This is a genomic window from Pseudomonas taetrolens, from assembly GCF_900475285.1.
In the GTDB taxonomy this organism is placed as follows: domain Bacteria; phylum Pseudomonadota; class Gammaproteobacteria; order Pseudomonadales; family Pseudomonadaceae; genus Aquipseudomonas; species Aquipseudomonas taetrolens.
In genome coordinates this window covers 4,323,678-4,341,850 of the sequence record NZ_LS483370.1, presented here as the reverse complement: position 1 = coordinate 4,341,850, position 18,173 = coordinate 4,323,678, and the positions used below count along the sequence as shown (strand labels likewise).

Annotated in this window: 16 protein-coding genes and 1 pseudogene; 9 read left to right on the top strand and 8 right to left on the bottom strand. The window is 58.6% G+C overall.

Annotated elements, in window-relative coordinates:
• Window positions 1–9: 9 nt before the first annotated feature.
• The 3 genes from nadE to DQN55_RS20015 all read right to left on the bottom strand — a co-directional run bounded on the left by nadE (window position 10) and on the right by DQN55_RS20015 (window position 3,090).
• Window positions 10–837 (bottom strand): ammonia-dependent NAD(+) synthetase, encoded by an 828-nt coding sequence (nadE, locus tag DQN55_RS20025; RefSeq protein ID WP_048382738.1) that lies wholly within the window; start codon window positions 835–837, stop codon window positions 10–12.
• A gap of 3 nt (window positions 838–840) precedes the next feature.
• A complete protein-coding gene (gene pncB / locus DQN55_RS20020) occupies window positions 841–2,055 on the bottom strand; it encodes a nicotinate phosphoribosyltransferase (RefSeq protein WP_048382737.1) in 1,215 nt (404 codons plus the stop codon).
• A 129-nt stretch (window positions 2,056–2,184) separates the two neighbouring features.
• The gene (locus DQN55_RS20015; protein WP_048382736.1) at window positions 2,185–3,090 is read right to left on the bottom strand and encodes a LysR family transcriptional regulator; all 906 of its coding nucleotides are present in this window, start codon (window positions 3,088–3,090) and stop codon (window positions 2,185–2,187) included.
• Between the two features lie 166 nt (window positions 3,091–3,256).
• Between DQN55_RS20015 and amaB the strand changes: the two genes are divergently transcribed.
• From amaB to DQN55_RS19965, 9 genes and pseudogenes are all read left to right on the top strand, one after another.
• On the top strand, window positions 3,257–4,747 hold the full coding sequence (gene amaB, locus DQN55_RS20010) for an L-piperidine-6-carboxylate dehydrogenase (RefSeq protein ID WP_048382735.1): 1,491 nt from the start codon (window positions 3,257–3,259) through the stop codon (window positions 4,745–4,747).
• Between the two features lie 77 nt (window positions 4,748–4,824).
• A pseudogene (amaA, locus tag DQN55_RS20005) lies at window positions 4,825–6,108 on the top strand (L-pipecolate oxidase).
• A gap of 363 nt (window positions 6,109–6,471) precedes the next feature.
• Window positions 6,472–7,608, top strand: coding sequence for an ABC transporter substrate-binding protein (locus tag DQN55_RS20000; protein ID WP_048382733.1), 1,137 nt, complete (start codon window positions 6,472–6,474; stop codon window positions 7,606–7,608).
• Between the two features lie 167 nt (window positions 7,609–7,775).
• Complete coding sequence (locus tag DQN55_RS19995; RefSeq protein WP_048382731.1) at window positions 7,776–8,690, top strand: ABC transporter permease subunit; 915 nt, start codon at window positions 7,776–7,778, stop codon at window positions 8,688–8,690.
• 2 nt (window positions 8,691–8,692) lie between these two features.
• Window positions 8,693–9,976, top strand: coding sequence for a high-affinity branched-chain amino acid ABC transporter permease LivM (gene livM / locus DQN55_RS19990; RefSeq protein WP_048382730.1), 1,284 nt, complete (start codon window positions 8,693–8,695; stop codon window positions 9,974–9,976).
• Window positions 9,973–10,863 carry an ABC transporter ATP-binding protein gene (locus tag DQN55_RS19985; RefSeq protein WP_048382728.1) on the top strand — a complete coding sequence of 297 codons (891 nt, stop codon included), beginning with the start codon at window positions 9,973–9,975 and terminating at the stop codon, window positions 10,861–10,863. The genes livM and DQN55_RS19985 overlap by 4 nt, the downstream gene beginning before the upstream one ends.
• On the top strand, window positions 10,860–11,576 hold the full coding sequence (locus DQN55_RS19980; RefSeq protein WP_048382727.1) for an ABC transporter ATP-binding protein: 717 nt from the start codon (window positions 10,860–10,862) through the stop codon (window positions 11,574–11,576). The genes DQN55_RS19985 and DQN55_RS19980 overlap by 4 nt, the downstream gene beginning before the upstream one ends.
• Before the next feature lie 746 nt (window positions 11,577–12,322).
• On the top strand, window positions 12,323–13,090 hold the full coding sequence (locus DQN55_RS19970) for an SDR family oxidoreductase (RefSeq protein WP_074703050.1): 768 nt from the start codon (window positions 12,323–12,325) through the stop codon (window positions 13,088–13,090).
• A 70-nt stretch (window positions 13,091–13,160) separates the two neighbouring features.
• On the top strand, window positions 13,161–14,066 hold the full coding sequence (locus DQN55_RS19965) for a cation diffusion facilitator family transporter (RefSeq protein ID WP_048382725.1): 906 nt from the start codon (window positions 13,161–13,163) through the stop codon (window positions 14,064–14,066).
• A gap of 42 nt (window positions 14,067–14,108) precedes the next feature.
• Here the strand turns inward: DQN55_RS19965 and DQN55_RS19960 are convergent, their stop codons facing one another.
• From DQN55_RS19960 to DQN55_RS19940, 5 genes are all read right to left on the bottom strand, one after another.
• Window positions 14,109–15,242, bottom strand: a complete 1,134-nt coding sequence (locus tag DQN55_RS19960) for an AGE family epimerase/isomerase (RefSeq protein ID WP_048382724.1) — start codon at window positions 15,240–15,242, stop codon at window positions 14,109–14,111.
• A gap of 309 nt (window positions 15,243–15,551) precedes the next feature.
• The gene (gene ureG / locus DQN55_RS19955) at window positions 15,552–16,160 is read right to left on the bottom strand and encodes an urease accessory protein UreG (protein WP_048382723.1); all 609 of its coding nucleotides are present in this window, start codon (window positions 16,158–16,160) and stop codon (window positions 15,552–15,554) included.
• A gap of 9 nt (window positions 16,161–16,169) precedes the next feature.
• The gene (locus tag DQN55_RS19950; protein ID WP_048382722.1) at window positions 16,170–16,844 is read right to left on the bottom strand and encodes an urease accessory protein UreF; all 675 of its coding nucleotides are present in this window, start codon (window positions 16,842–16,844) and stop codon (window positions 16,170–16,172) included.
• A complete protein-coding gene (gene ureE, locus DQN55_RS19945; RefSeq protein ID WP_048382721.1) occupies window positions 16,841–17,341 on the bottom strand; it encodes an urease accessory protein UreE in 501 nt (166 codons plus the stop codon). The genes DQN55_RS19950 and ureE overlap by 4 nt, the downstream gene beginning before the upstream one ends.
• A gap of 162 nt (window positions 17,342–17,503) precedes the next feature.
• The gene (locus DQN55_RS19940) at window positions 17,504–18,136 is read right to left on the bottom strand and encodes a TetR family transcriptional regulator (RefSeq protein WP_048382720.1); all 633 of its coding nucleotides are present in this window, start codon (window positions 18,134–18,136) and stop codon (window positions 17,504–17,506) included.
• Window positions 18,137–18,173: the final 37 nt, after the last annotated feature.

Sequence of the window (18,173 nt, the reverse complement as noted above, 5' to 3'; positions counted from 1 at the left end):
CGTTACGGATCAAGGGGCGAGCGGCATCTCGCGTTTGTGCTGGGTTTTCTCGTAGGTCCTGCAGATGATGTCGAACGCGGCCTGACTGACTGGCTGGCCTTGCAGGAACGCATCGATTTCGGCGTAGGTGACGCCATGGGATGCTTCGTCCGGCTTGCCGGGTGCCAGGTCTTCCAGGTCGGCAGTCGGAATTTTCTCGACCAGCGACTCGGGCGCGCCGAAATACCGGGCAATGTCCCGCACCTGGTTTTTTACCAGGCCGCTCAACGGTGCCAGATCGCACGAGCCGTCGCCAAACTTGGTGAAGAAACCCATCACCGCTTCGGCCGCGTGGTCGGTGCCGATGACAAGGCCGCCGGTAGCCCCCGCGATGGTGTATTGCGCCACCATGCGCATCCGCGCCTTGGTGTTGCCCAATACAAAGTCGACGGTGGCGTGGGGCTTGCCTTCGAACGCCGTGACTTCGGCGGCCAGGGCTTTGACTGCCGGGCCGATGTTGACGGTTTGGCGCTCGTCGGGGCTAATGAAATCGACCGCAGCGGTCGCATCGACTTCATCGTGTTGCGCCATGTAGGGCAGGCGCACGGCGATAAAGCGATATGCAGGATCGCCGGTCTGCTCGCGCATTTGCTTGACTGCGCGCTGGGCCATCAAGCCCGCAACCAGCGAGTCGACGCCTCCACTGATGCCCAGTACCAGGGTTTTGAGCCTGGCATTGTGCAGGCAGCACTGAATGAAGGTGATGCGTCGGGCGACCTCGGCCTCCAGGGCGGCGGTGTCTTTAAACGGCGGCTGGACCTTGAGGTCTTCAGCAATCTGCTGCTGTACGGCCTGCATGATTCACTCCTTTGGAGACTGTTCAGGAACATGGAAAACGTGGCGCAAGTAGGCGGCGAAATTTGGATCGGAGCAATGGGTCTTGCCCGGTTCGTCTGAAATCTTCGCGACTGGCGAGCCATTGCAGGCGGTCATTTTAAGCACGATGCTCATCGGCTCGACACCCGGAATGTCGCACGTCAGGTTGGTGCCGATACCAAAGCTGACATTGATTCTGCCGCGCAGCGCCCGGAAAATTTCCAGTGCGCGAGGCAGCGTGAGGCTGTCCGAGAACACCAGAGTCTTGCTCATCGGGTCAATACCGAGACGGTGGTAATGGGCTATGCATTTTTCGGCCCACAGCACCGGATCCCCCGAGTCGTGGCGCAAACCGTCGAACAGCTTGGCAAAGTACAGATCGAAGTCGGTGAGGAAAGCGTCCGTGGTGATGCAGTCCGTCAGCGCAATCCCCAGCAGACCACGGTATTCGCGGACCCAGCAGTCGAGCGCGGCGCTTTGGCTGTCAATCAGGCGTGGCCCCAGCTGCTGGTGCGCCATGATCCATTCGTGGGCCATGGTGCCCAGCGGTTTCATGTCCAGTTCGCGGGACAGGTTGACGTTGCTGGTGCCGACAAAGCGCCCGGGGAAATCATGCTTGAGCACGTTGACCACTTCTTCTTGTACGCGGTACGAGAAGCGTCGACGCGTACCGAAATCGGCGACTTGCAGTTCGGCCAGTTCGTCTGCGCTGGCGTTGGCCTGCAGCCAGTCAAACTTGCGATACAACTGCTCGCGGGCCTGGGACAGCACCGTGCCTGCGTAGCGAGAACGGTTGCGCACTTCGCTGACAATCGCCAGCAAGGGCACTTCAAACAGAATGACATGCAGCCACGGGCCACGCAGACGGATAAACAGTTCGCCGTTTTCGATCCCGGTGTGTACGTAGCGCATATTGAAGCGGAACAGGCCCAGGAAACGGATGAAGTCAGGCTTCATGAACGTGATGCGCTCCAGAAACCCCAGTTGGTCCTGGCTCATGCTCAACTCGCCCAAGCGCTCGATCTGGTGGCGAATTTCGTTCAGGTACGGGCGCAAGTCTTCGCTGTTACGGCAGCGGAACTCCCATTCGACTTCCACGTTGGGATAGTTGTGCAGCACCGCCTGCATCATGGTCAATTTGTAGAAATCGGTGTCGAGCAGGTTCTGCACGATGTGATCGGCAAACACACTCTCGCTCATAGCGGCTATCTCCATGCTGGCCGTGCCTGATGACCACGACATTCAGCTCTTTCAATGAATGGTGCTAGTGGCGCATATCCGCAGGCGGTATTGCCAGTGGTTTTTGTCCGGCGAGGCATTTCCTCGCGGCTACAGGGTGTGCGGGTCTTCCAGTTGCTCGAGCATCCACGCGACAAAATCCCGGACTTTGGGTACGCCCGCTGAATGCTCGGGATAGGCGAGGTAGTAGGCGTCTCGGCTGGGCATCGGGTGCTGCCAGGCGATCACGAGCTTGCCGTCAGCCAATTCCTCTTCCACCAGAAACCGTGGGAGCAGCGCGACACCACAGCCCACCTGAGCTGCACGGATGCACATATAGAAAGTGTCAAAGCGGGGGCCGTGATAGCTGTGATCGGTGCGATACCCCTGACTTTCGAACCATTCATGCCAGGCCTGTGGGCGTGAGGCGTTCTGCAGCAGTACCAGATCGGTCAACTGTGTCGGGTCTGTGAACGGGGTGGCCGGCAAGCTGGCGGGTGCACACACGGCCACCAGCTCTTCACCAAACAGCTTCAGGCATTCGGTGCCGGGTCGTGAACCCTGGCCAAAATAGAACGCCAGATCGCTGCGACCCTGCAGCAAGTCATCAGCTTCCTGCTCGTTGCACAGGTCCAGATGAATCTGCGGATGGCGCAGCCGCCAGCCCTTGAGCCGGGGCACCAGCCAACGAGCACCGAAGGTCGAGGGGGTTGATACCCGTAACACCTCTGTTTCGCCGCCATAGGAGCGTAGGGTATGGGTCGACATCTCGACTTGGGTGAGGATCTTTCGGACTTCGACCAGGTACAAATCACCGGCAGGTGTCAGTTGTAAGCGACGGCGTACGCGGCGAAACAGCAAGTGCTGTAGCAACTCTTCCAGTTGCGCCACCTGTTTGCTGACGGCGCTCTGGGTCAGATTCAGTTCTTCTGCGGCGCGCGTGAAGCTCAAGTGACGGGTGACCGCCTCAAAACACTGCAAGGCAGTGATTGATGGCAGGTGGCGTTTATTGAGCATAAAAGGGCCCTCGTACGTGGTGTGCGGTGACGTTACCAGCGCAGCATGAATTTTTGGAATGATATCTGGCTTAAAGGTCGTTTGTTGCCGTCCGTCGACCCGGCTACAACTAATGGCCTGAGCCGTTATGCGCGGCGAACCCTTTTTCAGTTCAAGGAGTGCTCCCATGATTGCTGCATTACTGGATCGTCTTGGTGTGAACCCCGCCCTGTACCAGCAGGGCAACCAACCAGTTCATACGCCGATTGATGGCAGCCGGATCGGCGCCGTGCACTGGGAAGGTGCCGCCGAGGCCGAGCAACACGTCACCCGTGCCGAGCATGCATTCGAGGTCTGGCGCCAAGTGCCTGCGCCACGCCGTGGCGAACTGGTGCGCCAGTTCGGCGATTTGCTGCGCGAGTACAAGACGGACCTGGGGGAGCTGGTGTCCTGGGAGGCGGGCAAGATCACCCAGGAAGGCCTGGGTGAGGTCCAGGAAATGATCGACATCTGCGATTTCGCAGTGGGCCTGTCGCGCCAGCTTTATGGTTTGACCATTGCCTCCGAACGTCCGGGTCACCACATGCGCGAATCCTGGCACCCGCTGGGTGTGGTCGGGGTGATCAGCGCCTTCAACTTCCCGGTGGCGGTCTGGGCCTGGAACACTACGCTGGCACTGGTGTGTGGCAACGCGGTGATCTGGAAACCGTCCGAGAAAACACCGCTTACCGCGCTGGCCTGCCAGGCCTTGTTTGATCGGGTCCTGAGCGGATTCGACGATGCCCCCCCGTACCTCAGCCAAGTGATTATTGGCGGGCGTGACGCCGGCGAAGCCCTGGTCGATGACCCGCGTGTAGCGCTGATCAGCGCCACAGGCAGCACCCGTATGGGGCGTGAAGTGGCTCCGAAGATCGCCGCACGGTTCGCTCGCAGCATTCTGGAACTGGGTGGCAATAACGCCATGATCCTCGCCCCGAGCGCGGATCTGGACATGGCCGTCCGGGCGATTCTGTTCAGTGCCGTGGGCACCGCAGGCCAGCGTTGCACCAGCCTGCGCCGGCTGATCGCCCATGAGTCGGTCAAGGAAGAAATCGTCACCCGGCTCAAGGCGGCCTATTCCAGGGTGCGCATTGGCCACCCGCTGGAAGGCAACCTGGTTGGGCCGCTGATCGACAAACACAGCTTTGAAAACATGCAGGATGCACTGGAGCAGGCGTTGAGCGAAGGCGGGCGAGTGTTTGGCGGAGAGCGCCAATTGACCGGCCAATACCCGGATGCTTACTACGTGTCCCCGGCGATCGTCGAAATGCCGGAGCAGAGCGATGTGGTTTGCAATGAAACCTTCGCACCGATCCTGTACGTCGTGGGCTACACCGACTTTGCCGAAGCTGTACGCCTGAACAATGCGGTGCCACAAGGGCTGTCATCGTGCATCTTCACCACAGACGTGCGAGAGGCCGAACAATTCATGTCTGCCACCGGCAGTGACTGCGGCATTGCCAACGTCAATATCGGCCCGAGCGGCGCCGAGATCGGCGGTGCCTTCGGTGGCGAAAAAGAAACCGGTGGCGGTCGTGAATCCGGTTCTGATGCTTGGCGCGGCTACATGCGCCGCCAGACCAACACCATCAACTATTCGTTGGAGCTGCCGCTGGCGCAGGGGATTACGTTCGATTGAGGTGATGCAAACCCTCTCTTTCGGGAGAGGGTCAGGGGCTTTTGATTCTGGTTAGGTTTCATTTTTGGAGCTTGGCAATGCCTTTACGCGAACAATGTCTGTGGGAAAACCTCACACCTCAACGTCCTCAATCACCCACTTTCAAAGGGGAGTTAAGCGTTGATGTGTGTGTGATAGGCGCCGGTATCACGGGGCTGTCAGCTGCAATCCATCTGCTGGAACAGGGCAAAACTGTCTGCGTACTTGAAGCTCACCGTACCGGACACGGTGGTTCAGGGCGCAATGTGGGGCTGGTCAATGCCGGGATGTGGATCCCGCCCGATGAGATCGAGGCCGGTTTTGGCCCCGCGGTCGGCAGTCAGCTCAATCGCATGCTCGGGGCGGCACCGTCTCTGGTATTCAGCCTGATCGATAAATACCGCATTGACTGCCAACTGCGTCGCGAAGGCACGCTGCACATGGCCCATAACGCCAAGGGCTAGGCTGATTTGCGCAGCCGCGAACAGCAATGGAAGCGCCGGGGGGCCCCTGTTGAATTGTTAACGGGCGCAGCCTGCGAAGCGGCCACCGGCACCCCCAAAATCGCCGCGGCCTTGCTCGATCGGCGGGCCGGAACCTTGAACCCCATGGCTTATACCTCGGGCCTGGCCAAGACCGCCAGCGAGTTGGGCGGGCGCCTGTTCGACCAATCGCCCGTCACCCGGCTTGAGCGTCAGGGCCAGCGCTGGTCCGTGCAAACCGCCGAGGGTGCAGTCAGCGCCGAACAGGTGGTGCTGGCCTCCAACGCCTATACCGAGGGTGAATGGACCGACTTGCGCCGTAATTTTTTTCCGGGTTATTACTATCAGGTCGCCTCCAAACCTCTGACGGATGACACCGGCAAACGCATCTTGCCGGGTGGTCAGGGCTCGTGGGACACCCGCCAGGTACTGAGCAGCATTCGTCGGGACGCTGAGGGCCGCCTGCTATTGGGCAGCCTGGGAAATGGCAATCAAAAACCCGCGTGGTTTCTCAAAGCGTGGGCTGACCGTGTGCAACAGCATTACTTTCCGTATTTGAAGGGTGTGGAGTGGGAGTGCACCTGGACCGGCTGTATTGCCTTCACCCCCGATCACCTGATGCGGTTGTTCGAGCCGGCACCCGGTCTGGTGGCCGTGACCGGTTACAACGGGCGAGGCGTAACGACCGGTACGGTGGTGGGCAAGGCTTTTGCCGATTACTTGTGTAGCGGTGATGCCAGTGCGCTGCCCATTCCGTTTGCGCCCATGCAGCCGCTGGCTGGCGCGGCTCTGCGCAGTTGTTTGTATGAGGCCGGTTTTTCGCTTTATCACGCCGGGCAATGCTTGCGAATTGTGATCTGAGCAGAATTATCTGACTCCCCGCCCAACGTTTAGCCCGCCAGCGACTAGCCTTAAAAGGTGCCGCCTGTAGCAGTCGCGCACCGAGAGTGTGCAGATCGGTGACGCATCGGGTTACAGGGCGGTTGCGCAGTGCAGGACTACCCGGTTGCAACGCCTCATGTGGGCGGTGTAACCGATGAGTGATTGATGGTTTCACCTTCCTTGGTTTAGACGGTTGCACGCCCAATGAAAATGGGCTCGAAACAGTCGATATAACAACAATACAGCGGCTTTTTTAAGAATAAAAAACCACTGGCACGCGGCTTGCTCAGCAGTTTGTGTGAAGTCGCAGTGCCAACTAAAAAAACTCAGGAGCACCACCTCATGTCGCAGACGTTCTACAAGAAAGGTTTTCTGGCTCTCGCAGTGGCTACTGCGTTGGGTGTTTCTTCGTTTGTTCAGGCGGATGTGAAAATCGGTGTGGCGGGCCCGATGACCGGCGCCAACGCAGCATTTGGCGAGCAGTACATGAAGGGTGCACAGGCCGCGGCGGACGCAATCAATGCCAAGGGCGGCGTCAACGGCGAAAAGATCGTACTGATCAAGGCTGACGATGCCTGTGAGCCCAAACAGGCCGTTGCGGTGGCCAACCGCTTGGTGGATCAAGATGAGGTGATTGGGGTCGTAGGGCATTTCTGCTCGTCATCCACCATTCCTGCGTCTGAGGTGTACGACGAAGCGGGTGTGATTGCGATCACGCCGGGCTCGACCAACCCCGCCGTTACTGAGCGGGGGCTGGGCGCCATGTTCCGCATGTGCGGGCGTGACGACCAGCAAGGGATCGTCGCGGCGGACTACATTGTCGACGTCCTGAAAGGCAAAAAAGTCGTGGTGCTGCACGACAAGGACACTTACGGCCAGGGCCTGGCGGATGCGACCAAGGCTCAACTGGAAAAACGCGGCGTAAAACCTGTTCTGTATGAAGGCCTGACCCGTGGCGAGAAAGATTTCAGCGCCGTGGTGACCAAGATCCGTGCAGCCGGGGCTGATGTCGTGTACTTCGGCGGCCTGCACCCGGAAGCCGGCCCCCTGGTACGCCAGTTGCGTGAACAAGGCCTTAAAGACGTGAAGTTCATGTCCGATGACGGCGTGGTAACCGATGAACTGGTGACGACTGCAGGTGGCCCGCAATACGTAGAGGGTGTGTACATGACCTTCGGTGCTGACCCGCGCCTGCTGCCGGACAGCAAGGCCGTAGTGGACCAGTTCCGTAAAGCCGGAACCGAGCCGGAAGGCTACACCTTGTACGCCTATGCTTCGGTTCAGGCCCTGGCTGATGCCTTCAATGGCGCCAAGTCCAACAAAGGTGAGGATGCCGCCAAGTGGCTCAAGGCCAACCCGGTCAAAACCGTAATGGGCGAGAAAGCCTGGGACAGCAAGGGCGACCTCAAGGTCTCTGACTACGTGATGTACCAGTGGGACAAAGACGGCAAATATCACCAGCTGGAAAAACAGAAGTGAGATGAGTCCCTTGCCTGAACCGCGCTTCGGCTGCGGTTCGGGCAGGAACGAAAGTGCATCACCGGTCTTTTTTTCCAGGAGCTGCGTCAGCAGCGCCACCTGGGTCGTCGGCTGACGGCAAGGGTGGCGCGTGGCTGCGCCAATGCTCAAATGCGTGAGATTGCGTTATGGACGGTATCTTCCTACAGCAACTGCTGAACGGCCTGACCTTAGGGTCTGTTTACGGCCTGATTGCCATCGGCTACACAATGGTCTACGGCATCATCGGCATGATTAACTTCGCCCACGGCGAGGTGTACATGATCTCTGCTTACCTCGCGGCGATCAGTCTGGCTCTGTTGGCATACTTCGGCATTGAGTCTTTCCCGCTGCTGATGTTGGGTACCTTGATTTTCACCGTGGTGGTCACTGGCGTGTATGGCTGGGTGATCGAGCGCGTGGCTTACAAACCCCTGCGAAACTCCACACGGCTGGCGCCTTTGATCAGCGCCATCGGTATTTCCCTGATCCTGCAGAACTATGTGCAAATCGCCCAAGGCTCTCGCCAACAGGGCGTTCCAACGTTGCTCAGTGGTGCCTGGCGTGTCGATATAGGCACGGGCTTTGTGCAACTCACCTACACCAAGGTCTTCATCCTGATTGCCGCCTTTGTAGGGATGGGCGTGCTGACCTACATCATCAAGTACACCAAGCTTGGCCGTATGTGCCGTGCGACACAGCAAGACCGCAAGATGGCGTCGATCCTGGGGATCAATACCGATCGCGTGATCTCTTATGTGTTTGTCATCGGTGCCGCCATGGCTGCTCTGGCCGGTGTCTTGATCACCATGAACTACGGCACCTTCGACTTCTATGCCGGGTTCATCATCGGGATCAAGGCGTTTACCGCTGCGGTACTCGGCGGAATCGGATCACTGCCCGGGGCAATGTTGGGGGGGATCATCCTGGGGATTTCCGAGTCGCTTTTTGCCGGGTTGATTAACTCGGATTACAAGGACGTGTTCAGTTTCTCACTGCTGGTGCTGATCCTGATTTTCCGTCCTCAAGGCCTGCTGGGTCGTCCACTCGTGGCGAAGGTGTAAGTATGTCTGCAGCCATTAACAAGCCGCTTGATCTTAAAAGAAGCCTTGTCGATTCGATCCTCGCCGGGTTGATTTCATTGATTGTATTCGGGCCTATCGTGGGGGTAGTGCTCGACGGTTACAGCTTTAATTTGCAACCGGCACGCGTCGGTTGGCTGGTGGCCATCGTGATGGTCGGGCGTTTTGCCCTCAGCCTGTTTTTGCAAACGGCCAAAGGTTTGAAAATCCTTCAGGGGTTTGAATCCAGCGGCTCCGGTGTGCATGTATTGCCGCCTGACTATAAAACGCGTCTGCGCTGGATTGTCCCGCTGCTGATCGTGATTGCCATAGTGTTTCCGTTCTTTGCCAACAAATACCTGCTGACGGTGGTGATTCTCGGTCTGATCTATGTGCTGCTCGGCCTGGGGCTGAACATCGTGGTCGGGCTGGCAGGGCTGCTCGACCTGGGTTATGTCGCGTTCTACGCCATCGGCGCTTATGGTCTGGCGCTGGGTTACCAGTATTTGGGGTTGGGCTTTTGGACGGTGCTGCCGCTGGCGGCGATTGCGGCAGCGATGGCGGGGTGCATCCTGGGATTTCCGGTATTACGAATGCATGGGGATTACCTGGCAATCGTGACCCTGGGCTTCGGTGAAATCATCCGGCTGGTGCTCAATAACTGGCTGTCGTTTACCGGCGGCCCGAACGGGATGCCGGTGCCTTCGCCCACGTTTTTCGGGCTGGAGTTCGGGCGTCGAGCCAAAGATGGCGGGGTACCGTTCCATGAGTTCTTTGGTCTGGCCTACAACCCCAACATCAAGTTCCTGTTTATCTACATTGTGCTGTTCCTGGTGGTGCTGTTGGTGCTCTACATCAAGCAGCGCTTGACCCGCATGCCTGTCGGTCGCGCCTGGGAGGCGTTGCGCGAAGATGAGATCGCCTGCCGTGCCATGGGCCTGAATCACGTGCTGGTCAAACTCTCGGCATTCACCCTCGGCGCTTCCACTGCGGGTCTGGCCGGTGTGTTCTTTGCCAGCTACCAAGGGTTTGTAAACCCGTCGTCGTTTACCTTCTTTGAGTCGGCACTGATCCTCGCGATTGTGGTACTGGGCGGCATGGGCTCGACGGTCGGCGTGGTCATCGCTGCATTCGTACTGACCGTGGCCCCTGAGTTGCTGCGCAGTTTTGCCGAATACCGGGTGCTGTTGTTTGGCGTGCTCATGGTGTTGATGATGATTTGGCGTCCGCGTGGCTTGATCCGGATCAGCCGCGTCGGTGTGACGCCACGTAAGGGGGTCGCGCCATGAACGAACACCCGAACAATGACGAGATCGTGCTTTCGGTCGACAAGCTGATGATGCATTTCGGTGGCATCAAAGCTTTGAGCGATGTCAGCCTCCAGGTCAAACGCAACTCGATTTTTGCCCTGATCGGCCCGAATGGCGCGGGCAAAACCACGGTGTTCAACTGCCTGACCGGCTTTTACAAAGCATCTGGCGGCAAGATCGAACTCAATGCCCGTGGCACTCGTACCAATGTGATCAAACTGCTGGGTGAGCCGTTCCGCCTGACCGACTTTGTATCGCCCAAGGTGTTTGCCAGCCGGCTCTATTACAAGATGTTCGGTGGCACTCACCTGGTGAACCGCGCCGGCCTGGCTCGAACCTTCCAGAACATTCGGCTGTTCAAGGAAATGTCCGTGCTGGAAAACCTGCTGGTGGCGCAGCACATGTGGGTCAACCGCAACATGCTGGCCGGCATCCTCAACACCAAGGGCTATCGCAAGGCTGAAAGCGATGCACTGGACCACGCGTTTTACTGGCTGGAGGTGGTGGACCTGGTGGACTGCGCTAACCGTCTGGCGGGCGAGTTGTCCTACGGCCAGCAGCGACGCCTGGAAATCGCCCGGGCCATGTGCACGCGGCCGCAAATCATCTGTCTGGATGAACCGGCGGCGGGTCTCAACCCTCAGGAAACCGAAGCGTTGAGCGCGATGATTCGCCTGTTGCGTGACGAACACGACCTGACGGTGGTGCTGATCGAACACGACATGGGCATGGTCATGAGTATTTCCGACCACATTGTGGTACTCGACCACGGCAACGTGATTGCCCAAGGGGGGCCTGAAGCCATTCGCAACGACCCGAAAGTGATTGCTGCCTACCTTGGCGCAGACGAAGAGGAGCTGATATGACGAGCACGATCCTCGAACTCAAGGAGCTGGACGTGCATTACGGGCCGATCCAGGCGCTGAAAAAAGTGTCGATGCACATTGAGGAGGGCGAGACCGTCAGCCTGATTGGCTCCAACGGCGCGGGCAAATCGACGCTGTTGATGTCGATTTTTGGCCAGCCGCGGGCCAGTGGCGGGCAGATCCTGTACCAGGGCGTGGACATCACCCAGAAGTCCTCGCATTACATTGCCTCCAATGGCATTGCTCAGTCGCCGGAAGGGCGTCGCGTGTTCCCGGACATGACGGTTGAAGAAAACCTGTTGATGGGGACCATCCCGATTGGTGACAAATACGCTGACGAAGACATGCAGCGCATGTTCGAACTGTTCCCGCGGCTCAAGGAACGGCGTAATCAGCGGGCGATGACGATGTCTGGCGGGGAGCAGCAAATGCTCGCCATCGCCCGGGCGTTGATGAGTCGTCCCAAGTTGCTGTTGCTGGATGAGCCCAGCCTGGGGTTGGCACCTATCGTGGTGAAGCAGATTTTCTCCACGTTGCGGGAGTTGGCAAAGACCGGCATGACCATCTTTCTGGTCGAGCAAAACGCCAACCATGCCCTGAGGTTATCCGACCGCGCCTACGTGATGGTCAACGGTGAGATTCGTCTGACCGGCAGCGGCAAGGAGTTGCTGAGCAATGAGGAGGTTCGCAACGCTTATTTGGGCGGGCATTAACGGCCGTTACCAGCATACGCGAGCATTCCATCCATTCAGCCCCTTAAGTGGGGCTTTTTTATTGTTCTACAAAGCGCACTTGAAATTGTGGAAAACAATATTGCAACCCTACTAAAGCGCGACATAAAGACGCTGTAAATCGCTGTTTTGTCATCGTTTTGACTTGTCCCCGTTTGCTGTGGAGGTGGCTGTGGGTAACGTGGGAGTAGTTGGCTGCAGGCCTTTATTTCTATGGCCTCCATGGCTGTGATCGTTTTTTGATCAGTGGTTTTTGCTCGAGTGGTCGGGGGATTTGTCAACAGATTTGTTCAGTTATAAAGTCGAATCAAAAAAGCTGTCCGGCCTGTGGATAAGTCTGTGGTTAAACTCTGGAAAGAATGCCCTGAGCAGCGTAATGACTGGCTTCTGGCTATCTGTCCGGAGTCACCGGGTTGCACCTTTTCAGGGCGCCTGCATGTCAGCCATGTTCAGGTCAAGTTAAAAACACTTCAGTCCGGGCTCTACCCCTTGTGTACAAAGGCTTTGAGCATGTTCGACTTGCCCCCAAAGACTGTGGACGGGCCTGTGGATAAGGTGAGTGCACAGTGCTCTAGCCCTTATTCCGCGTGGCTTGGTGAATGTTGGTTGTTTTTTGTACAGTTCGTGGCGGAAAGTTCAGCCCCGGGTTGCCGCTCAATCGCAGGCCGGGCATTCTGCTTAGGGTCTTATTCAACGGCGGCCGATGCCCGCCAGCCAAGGAGAACATGATGACTTCCACCCTGTTTATTACGGGCGCGACATCCGGATTCGGTGAAGCGTGTGCACGCAAGTTTGCTCAAGCCGGCTGGAAACTGGTGCTGACGGGCCGCCGCGAAGAGCGCTTGAAAGCGCTGTGTGAGGAGTTGTCCAAGCAGACCGAGGTACACGGGCTGGTGCTGGACGTTCGCGATCGTGCGGGGATGGAAGCAGCGATTGCCAATCTTCCGCCTTCGTTCAGTAAATTACGCGGGTTGATCAACAACGCAGGGCTGGCGGTGGGCACCGATCCGGCCGGGCAGTGCAATCTTGACGATTGGGACACCATGGTCGATACCAATATCAAGGGCCTGCTCTACAGCACCCGCCTGCTGTTGCCACGACTGATCGCCTATGGTCGCGGCGCCGGCATCATCAACCTGGGATCTATCGCTGGCAGCTACCCGTACCCGGGTAGCCATGTGTATGGTGGCACCAAGGCGTTCGTTAAGCAGTTCTCGCTCAACCTGCGTTGCGACTTGCAAGGCACGGGTGTGCGGGTCAGTAACATTGAGCCGGGCCTGTGCGAGAGCGAGTTCTCGCTGGTGCGCTTCGGCGGCGACCAGGCGCGGTACGACGCGACCTATCAAGGGGCTGAACCGATCCAGCCAGAAGACATCGCCGAAACTGTTTTCTGGGTGCTCAATACCCCGGCCCACATCAATATCAACCGCCTTGAGCTGATGCCTGTCACGCAGTCCTGGAGCGGTTTTGCCATCGAACGCCACGCCAAAGAGTAAACTCACGCCTGGCAGCCCACCTGCGACCCCTGAGAGGGGTCGTATTCAACCGGGCTGAAAAGGAGTTTTTGTGAGTAACCGTGGTGAGCAGAAATTGCTCAAACAATCGACCGTCCTGATGTTCGCAGTGGCAATTGCGGGGATCGTGACGGGTTTTATATCGGGTTCCCAATCCATCATGTTCGATGGATTTTTCTCTTTGATCGCGACCTTCATCAAAGTATTGATGCTGATTACCGCGACGTTGATCGCCAAGGAAAGCAACCAGCGTTTCCAGTTCGGCTTCTGGCACCTTGAGCCCATGGTGCTGCTGATCGAAGGCAGCTTTCTGTTCCTGATTGCAATCTACGCCTTTCTCAATGGTGTGTTCGGTATCATCAACGGCGGGCGTGACATTGAACTGGGGCTGGTCATCGTCTATGCGGCGGTGTTTACCGTGATCGAATTTGCGTACTACTTCTGGGTACGCCGAAAAAACCGCAAGCTCAAATCGACCTTGATCCAGTTCGACAACATCAGCTGGCTGGTAGACGCCATGCTCTCAGTGGGCTTGTTGATCAGTTTCGTCATTGCGCTGGTCTTGAAGCAGCAAGGGCATGTGCAGTGGGCCGCGTATGTAGACCCGGCGATTTTGATCCTGCTGGCACTGAGCATGCTTCCTCCCGCGTTCAAAATCCTCAAGCCTGCCTTGCGCGACGTGCTGGGTATTGCTCCGGACAAGCTCGATGACAAGGTGCGGGAGGTGCTTGAAGAGCTGTCGGCACGCCATGGATTTGAAGGCTACAAGACCTATGTGCAAAAGCACGGACGGGCGCGCTTCATCGAGATCCACATTGTGCTGCCGGCAGGTTATCCACTGACCAGCGTGAAGACCCTGGATGCTATTCGCGAAGAACTGTCGAGCATGCTCGGTGCCCCTGACAGTGCTCGCTGGCTGACCATCAGCTTTACCGGTGATCGTAAATGGATTTCCTGATGAGTCATGGCAGGCGCAAGGCTGCGCCTGCCATGTTTGCAGTCAGTTCAGGAAGTGCGTCAGGCCGCTGTAACACGTCGCCAGGTGATATGGCGTGGTTGAGGGCATGTCTGCGCGGCTGACGTTGCCTTGTGCATCCAGGCATTCATACCAGCCACCGGCATGAAGAAAGTGCTGTTGCAGCGCCAGCAATTGGCGTTGCAGGCGTGGCTGGCTTTCAGGGCGTAAGGTCAGTGCCCGCAGGTATTCGGCCTGGGCCCAGATACGCTGGGTGCCATCGCGCAGGCAGCCAGCGCTGTCGAGCATGCCGCACACCGCGCCGGTCTTTGCATCCACCCCGACCTGTTCGGCGAAACTGAAGGCGCGCTCCAGCGATGCGTGCAACGGGGTTCCGCGCAGCAGTGGCGATGCGTGCAACAAAAAGAACCATTCGAACTGATGGCCCGGCTCAAACCAGTTATCCACAGCTCCGCGTGGCTTTTCGAGCATGACGTTATGCACAGGCTCGATAAAACGCTGCTGCATGCGTTCGGTCAGCGTGAGCAGAGCGGCCTGCACGGGCGCGTCGTCGCGTACGGAAAGGGTCGCCAGAAACGCTTCGGCCAAATGCATCAATGGGTTTTGCAGCGGACCGCTGCCCAGTGACGACCAGTCTTGATTCAGGCTGGCTTCGTACAGGCCGTTGCTATCACTGAAACGCTCGGCCACCACGCTCAGGGCCGCATTGAGCACCGACTCGACCAAGGGGTCGCGCACTTTGGCCCAGTAATGGGCGCTGGCAAAGATGATGAAGGCATGGGTGTAGAGGTCTTTGCGTTGATCCAGAGGCGCGCCGTGAGGGTCGATGCTGTAGAACCAGCCACCGTGCTCAGCGTCATGAAAGTGCTGCTGCAACGAGCGGAACAGGGCGCCGGCGCGCGCTGCTGCATCAGGGAAATCCTTGTCGCCGATCAGGCTGGCGAAGACATACAGCTGACGTGCGCAGGCCATGGCGCGATAACGCTGGGGCGGCAACGGCTGATGATCCGGGCTGAGGGCCTCATAAGGCAACGCCATATCGGCATTCCAGCCGGGACCTTGCCACAGGGGCACAATCACCTGGCGAAAATGCTGCTCGACGGCCGTAAATACGGCAGTCAGTTCAAGCGGGAAGGCGGAGCTGGCTACATCAGGCATGGGTGGGCGTCGTCACGGCTGTTTGCGCGACATGATACACCTCAAGGCTTTGCACGTCCCTGTAGCCGCTGCCGCAGGCTGCGATGGGTTGCGCAGTTGAAGGCCCTTCGGCCCTTATCGCAGCCTGCGGCAGCTGCTACAGAGACCGCCTGTAGCAGCGGTCGAGCGAAGCGAGGCCGCGTCCGGCGGCGCAGCCGTCGTAAAGCCCCGCGTACCTATCCGTTGAATGCACCACGGGCCTCGCCGTTAAGGCGGTTCATTGTTGTCAAACAGCCACAAAAGCAAGCCTAAAGGCTTACGGACATCGAGTCAGGTCAGTAATCCTTGACGCTCGATAAACGCCACGATGGCATCGAGCCCCTGGCCGGTTTTCTGGTTGCTGAACACAAAGGGTTTACCGGTGCGCATGCGTTGGGTGTCGCTGTCCATCAGTTCCAGGGAGGCGCCCACCAGCGGGGCGAGGTCGATTTTGTTGATTACCAGCAAATCCGATTTGCAGATCCCCGGGCCACCTTTGCGGGGCAGCTTGTCGCCCGCCGATACATCGATCACATAGATCGTCAGGTCGGAGAGTTCGGGGCTGAAGGTGGCCGACAAGTTGTCCCCGCCCGACTCCACCAGAATCAGGTCGAGCCCGGGGAAGCGGCGGTTCAGTTGATCGACGGCTTCCAGGTTGATCGACGCGTCTTCGCGGATGGCCGTGTGCGGGCAGCCACCGGTTTCAACACCGATGATCCGCTCCGGGGCCAGCGCTTCGTTGCGCACCAGAAAGTCGGCATCTTCGCGGGTATAAATATCGTTGGTGACCACGGCCAGGTTGTAGCGATCGCGCAGGGCCAGGCACAGCGCCAGGGTCAATGCGGTTTTGCCGGAGCCCACAGGGCCACCAATGCCGACACGCAACGGTTGTGTGTTCATCAAATTCTCCTAGGAACGAAACAGACGGCTGTACTGGCGCTCGTGGGCCATGCTCGCCAATGACAGGCCGAACGCGGCGCTGCCCAAGCGGGATAAGTCGAGGTTGCTGGCGTGTTGCTGTGCCTGTTGCAACGCGGGGGATAACTCACTGGTCATGCGTTGGGCCGCTTGCTGGCCCAGCGGCAGGGTCTTCATCAGCACCGCCAATTGGTTTTCCAGCCAGCTCCAGAGCCAGGCGGCCAGCGCATCCTGTGGGCTGATGCCCCAGGCGCGGGCAGCCAATGCCCAGCCGAGTGCCAGATGCGGCTCGGTTTGCCGGGCGAGAAACTCACGACCAGGCTCATCCAGTTCGGGCAAACCCTTCAACAGCTGTTGCAGGGAATAGCCCATTTGCCGGCTTTCCTGATGCAACTCGCGGGTTTCACGGCTGGCGCGATGTTCGTCGCAAAACTGCTGCAAGGTGTGCCAGTCCTGCTCTGCTGCCGCCCGACAATGGGCCAGCAGCAACGGTGCCTCAAACCGCGCCAGGTTGAGCAGCAACTGATCGCTGATCCAGCGCGAGGCACTCGGCGGGTCGCTGACCAAACCTTGTTCGACCGCCATCTCCAGGCCTTGGGAATAGCTGTAGCCACCGATGGGCAATTGCGGACTGGCCAGGCGCAACAGCGCCCAGGCCGGGTTCACGCGCGCACGCCGAATTGATGCAGACGTGGTGCATAGTTGAAGGCTTCTTCACCTGCACGTGAATGATGATGGCCGCCACCGTAGGCGCCGTGTTCAGGTTGAAACGGCGCCTCAATGGTTTCGGCGTGAGCCCCCAACTGCTCAAGCATGGCCTTGAGCACGTAGTCATCGAGCAACCGCAGCCAACCGTCCCCAACCTGCAGGGCGACATGGCGGTTGCCCAGATGATAAGCAGCACGGGTCAACTCAAAGGCATTGCTGCAGGTGACATGCAGCAGCTTTTCGGGGCTGGCACAAACGCGCACGATGCGCCCGTCCTGGGCCTGAAGGTATTCGCCGTCATGCAAGGGTGCTTGTCCGCGATCAAGAAACAAGCCCACATCTTCGCCATCACGGCTAAAGCAGCGCAGACGGCTTTTGCTCCGGGCTTCAAAGTTGAGGTGTAACTCGGCGCTCCACACGGGGTGGGCTTCGACTCTGCGGTGAATCACCAGCATCGGAAGGCTTCCTGCAATGAACAATGCCAAGGTCAGAGCAAGGGGCTTGCCAACCTTGGGGAACACCGTAAATGCGAGGGCGACATGCGATCTGGACAGAGCAGAGGGGGCGAAAACAGTGCGTAGTGCGAGATTGAGCGCACCATCGCAGTGCGTCCTGACCTATTCGGTGCTGCCCAGGCCTTTCCAGTGCTTGAGCCCGATAAAGATAAAGCGCAGTTGCTGACTGATTTTGGCCTGGGCTTGCAGGTACTCGGGTAAGGCTTCGGCAGGCGGGTCAATGACGTCGGGCAAGGCGGCGAATACGCTTTTCACCACCAGATCGGCAATTACGGTGAGGGCCGCGTGGTTCAAGTGGCGCAACTTGGGCTTTGACCCGAGGTCTGCCGCCAGATCCGAAGTAATGTCTTCGCGCAGTGCGCCAATGGCCTGGCGAACAGGTTGTGAACCGCCGTATTGCTCGCGTGCAAGAAACAGGAATTGCGATCGGTTGGCCTGGACGACGTCGAGAAAGATTTGTACCGAGGCGTCGATCACGCCACCCATAAACAGTTCGTTGTGACGGACCAGGCGAATGGTCTCGCGGAATGTCTGGCCGACTTCACTGACCAGCGCCAGGCCCAGTTGGTCCATGTCGCTGAAGTGACGATAAAACCCGGTAGGCACGATGCCTGCCGTTTTTGCGACTTCACGCAGGCTCAAGCTGCCAAAGCCGCGACCCGATTCCATCAAGTGGCGGGCAGCATCCATCAGCGCAAGGCGGGTTTGTTGTTTCTGTTCGGCGCGGGGCAGCATCGGGCTGGTCTTCCTGACTAGTGCAGCAGCGCACTCT

Coding starts and splice junctions, on each gene's coding strand:
- nadE (WP_048382738.1), bottom strand. CDS start 837: ATGCAGGCCGTACAGCAGCAGATTGCTGAAGACCTCAAGGTCCAGCCG.
- pncB (WP_048382737.1), bottom strand. CDS start 2,055: ATGAGCGAGAGTGTGTTTGCCGATCACATCGTGCAGAACCTGCTCGAC.
- DQN55_RS20015 (WP_048382736.1), bottom strand. CDS start 3,090: ATGCTCAATAAACGCCACCTGCCATCAATCACTGCCTTGCAGTGTTTT.
- amaB (WP_048382735.1), top strand. CDS start 3,257: ATGATTGCTGCATTACTGGATCGTCTTGGTGTGAACCCCGCCCTGTAC.
- DQN55_RS20000 (WP_048382733.1), top strand. CDS start 6,472: ATGTCGCAGACGTTCTACAAGAAAGGTTTTCTGGCTCTCGCAGTGGCT.
- DQN55_RS19995 (WP_048382731.1), top strand. CDS start 7,776: ATGGACGGTATCTTCCTACAGCAACTGCTGAACGGCCTGACCTTAGGG.
- livM (WP_048382730.1), top strand. CDS start 8,693: ATGTCTGCAGCCATTAACAAGCCGCTTGATCTTAAAAGAAGCCTTGTC.
- DQN55_RS19985 (WP_048382728.1), top strand. CDS start 9,973: ATGAACGAACACCCGAACAATGACGAGATCGTGCTTTCGGTCGACAAG.
- DQN55_RS19980 (WP_048382727.1), top strand. CDS start 10,860: ATGACGAGCACGATCCTCGAACTCAAGGAGCTGGACGTGCATTACGGG.
- DQN55_RS19970 (WP_074703050.1), top strand. CDS start 12,323: ATGACTTCCACCCTGTTTATTACGGGCGCGACATCCGGATTCGGTGAA.
- DQN55_RS19960 (WP_048382724.1), bottom strand. CDS start 15,242: ATGCCTGATGTAGCCAGCTCCGCCTTCCCGCTTGAACTGACTGCCGTA.
- ureG (WP_048382723.1), bottom strand. CDS start 16,160: ATGAACACACAACCGTTGCGTGTCGGCATTGGTGGCCCTGTGGGCTCC.
- ureE (WP_048382721.1), bottom strand. CDS start 17,341: ATGCTGGTGATTCACCGCAGAGTCGAAGCCCACCCCGTGTGGAGCGCC.
- DQN55_RS19940 (WP_048382720.1), bottom strand. CDS start 18,136: ATGCTGCCCCGCGCCGAACAGAAACAACAAACCCGCCTTGCGCTGATG.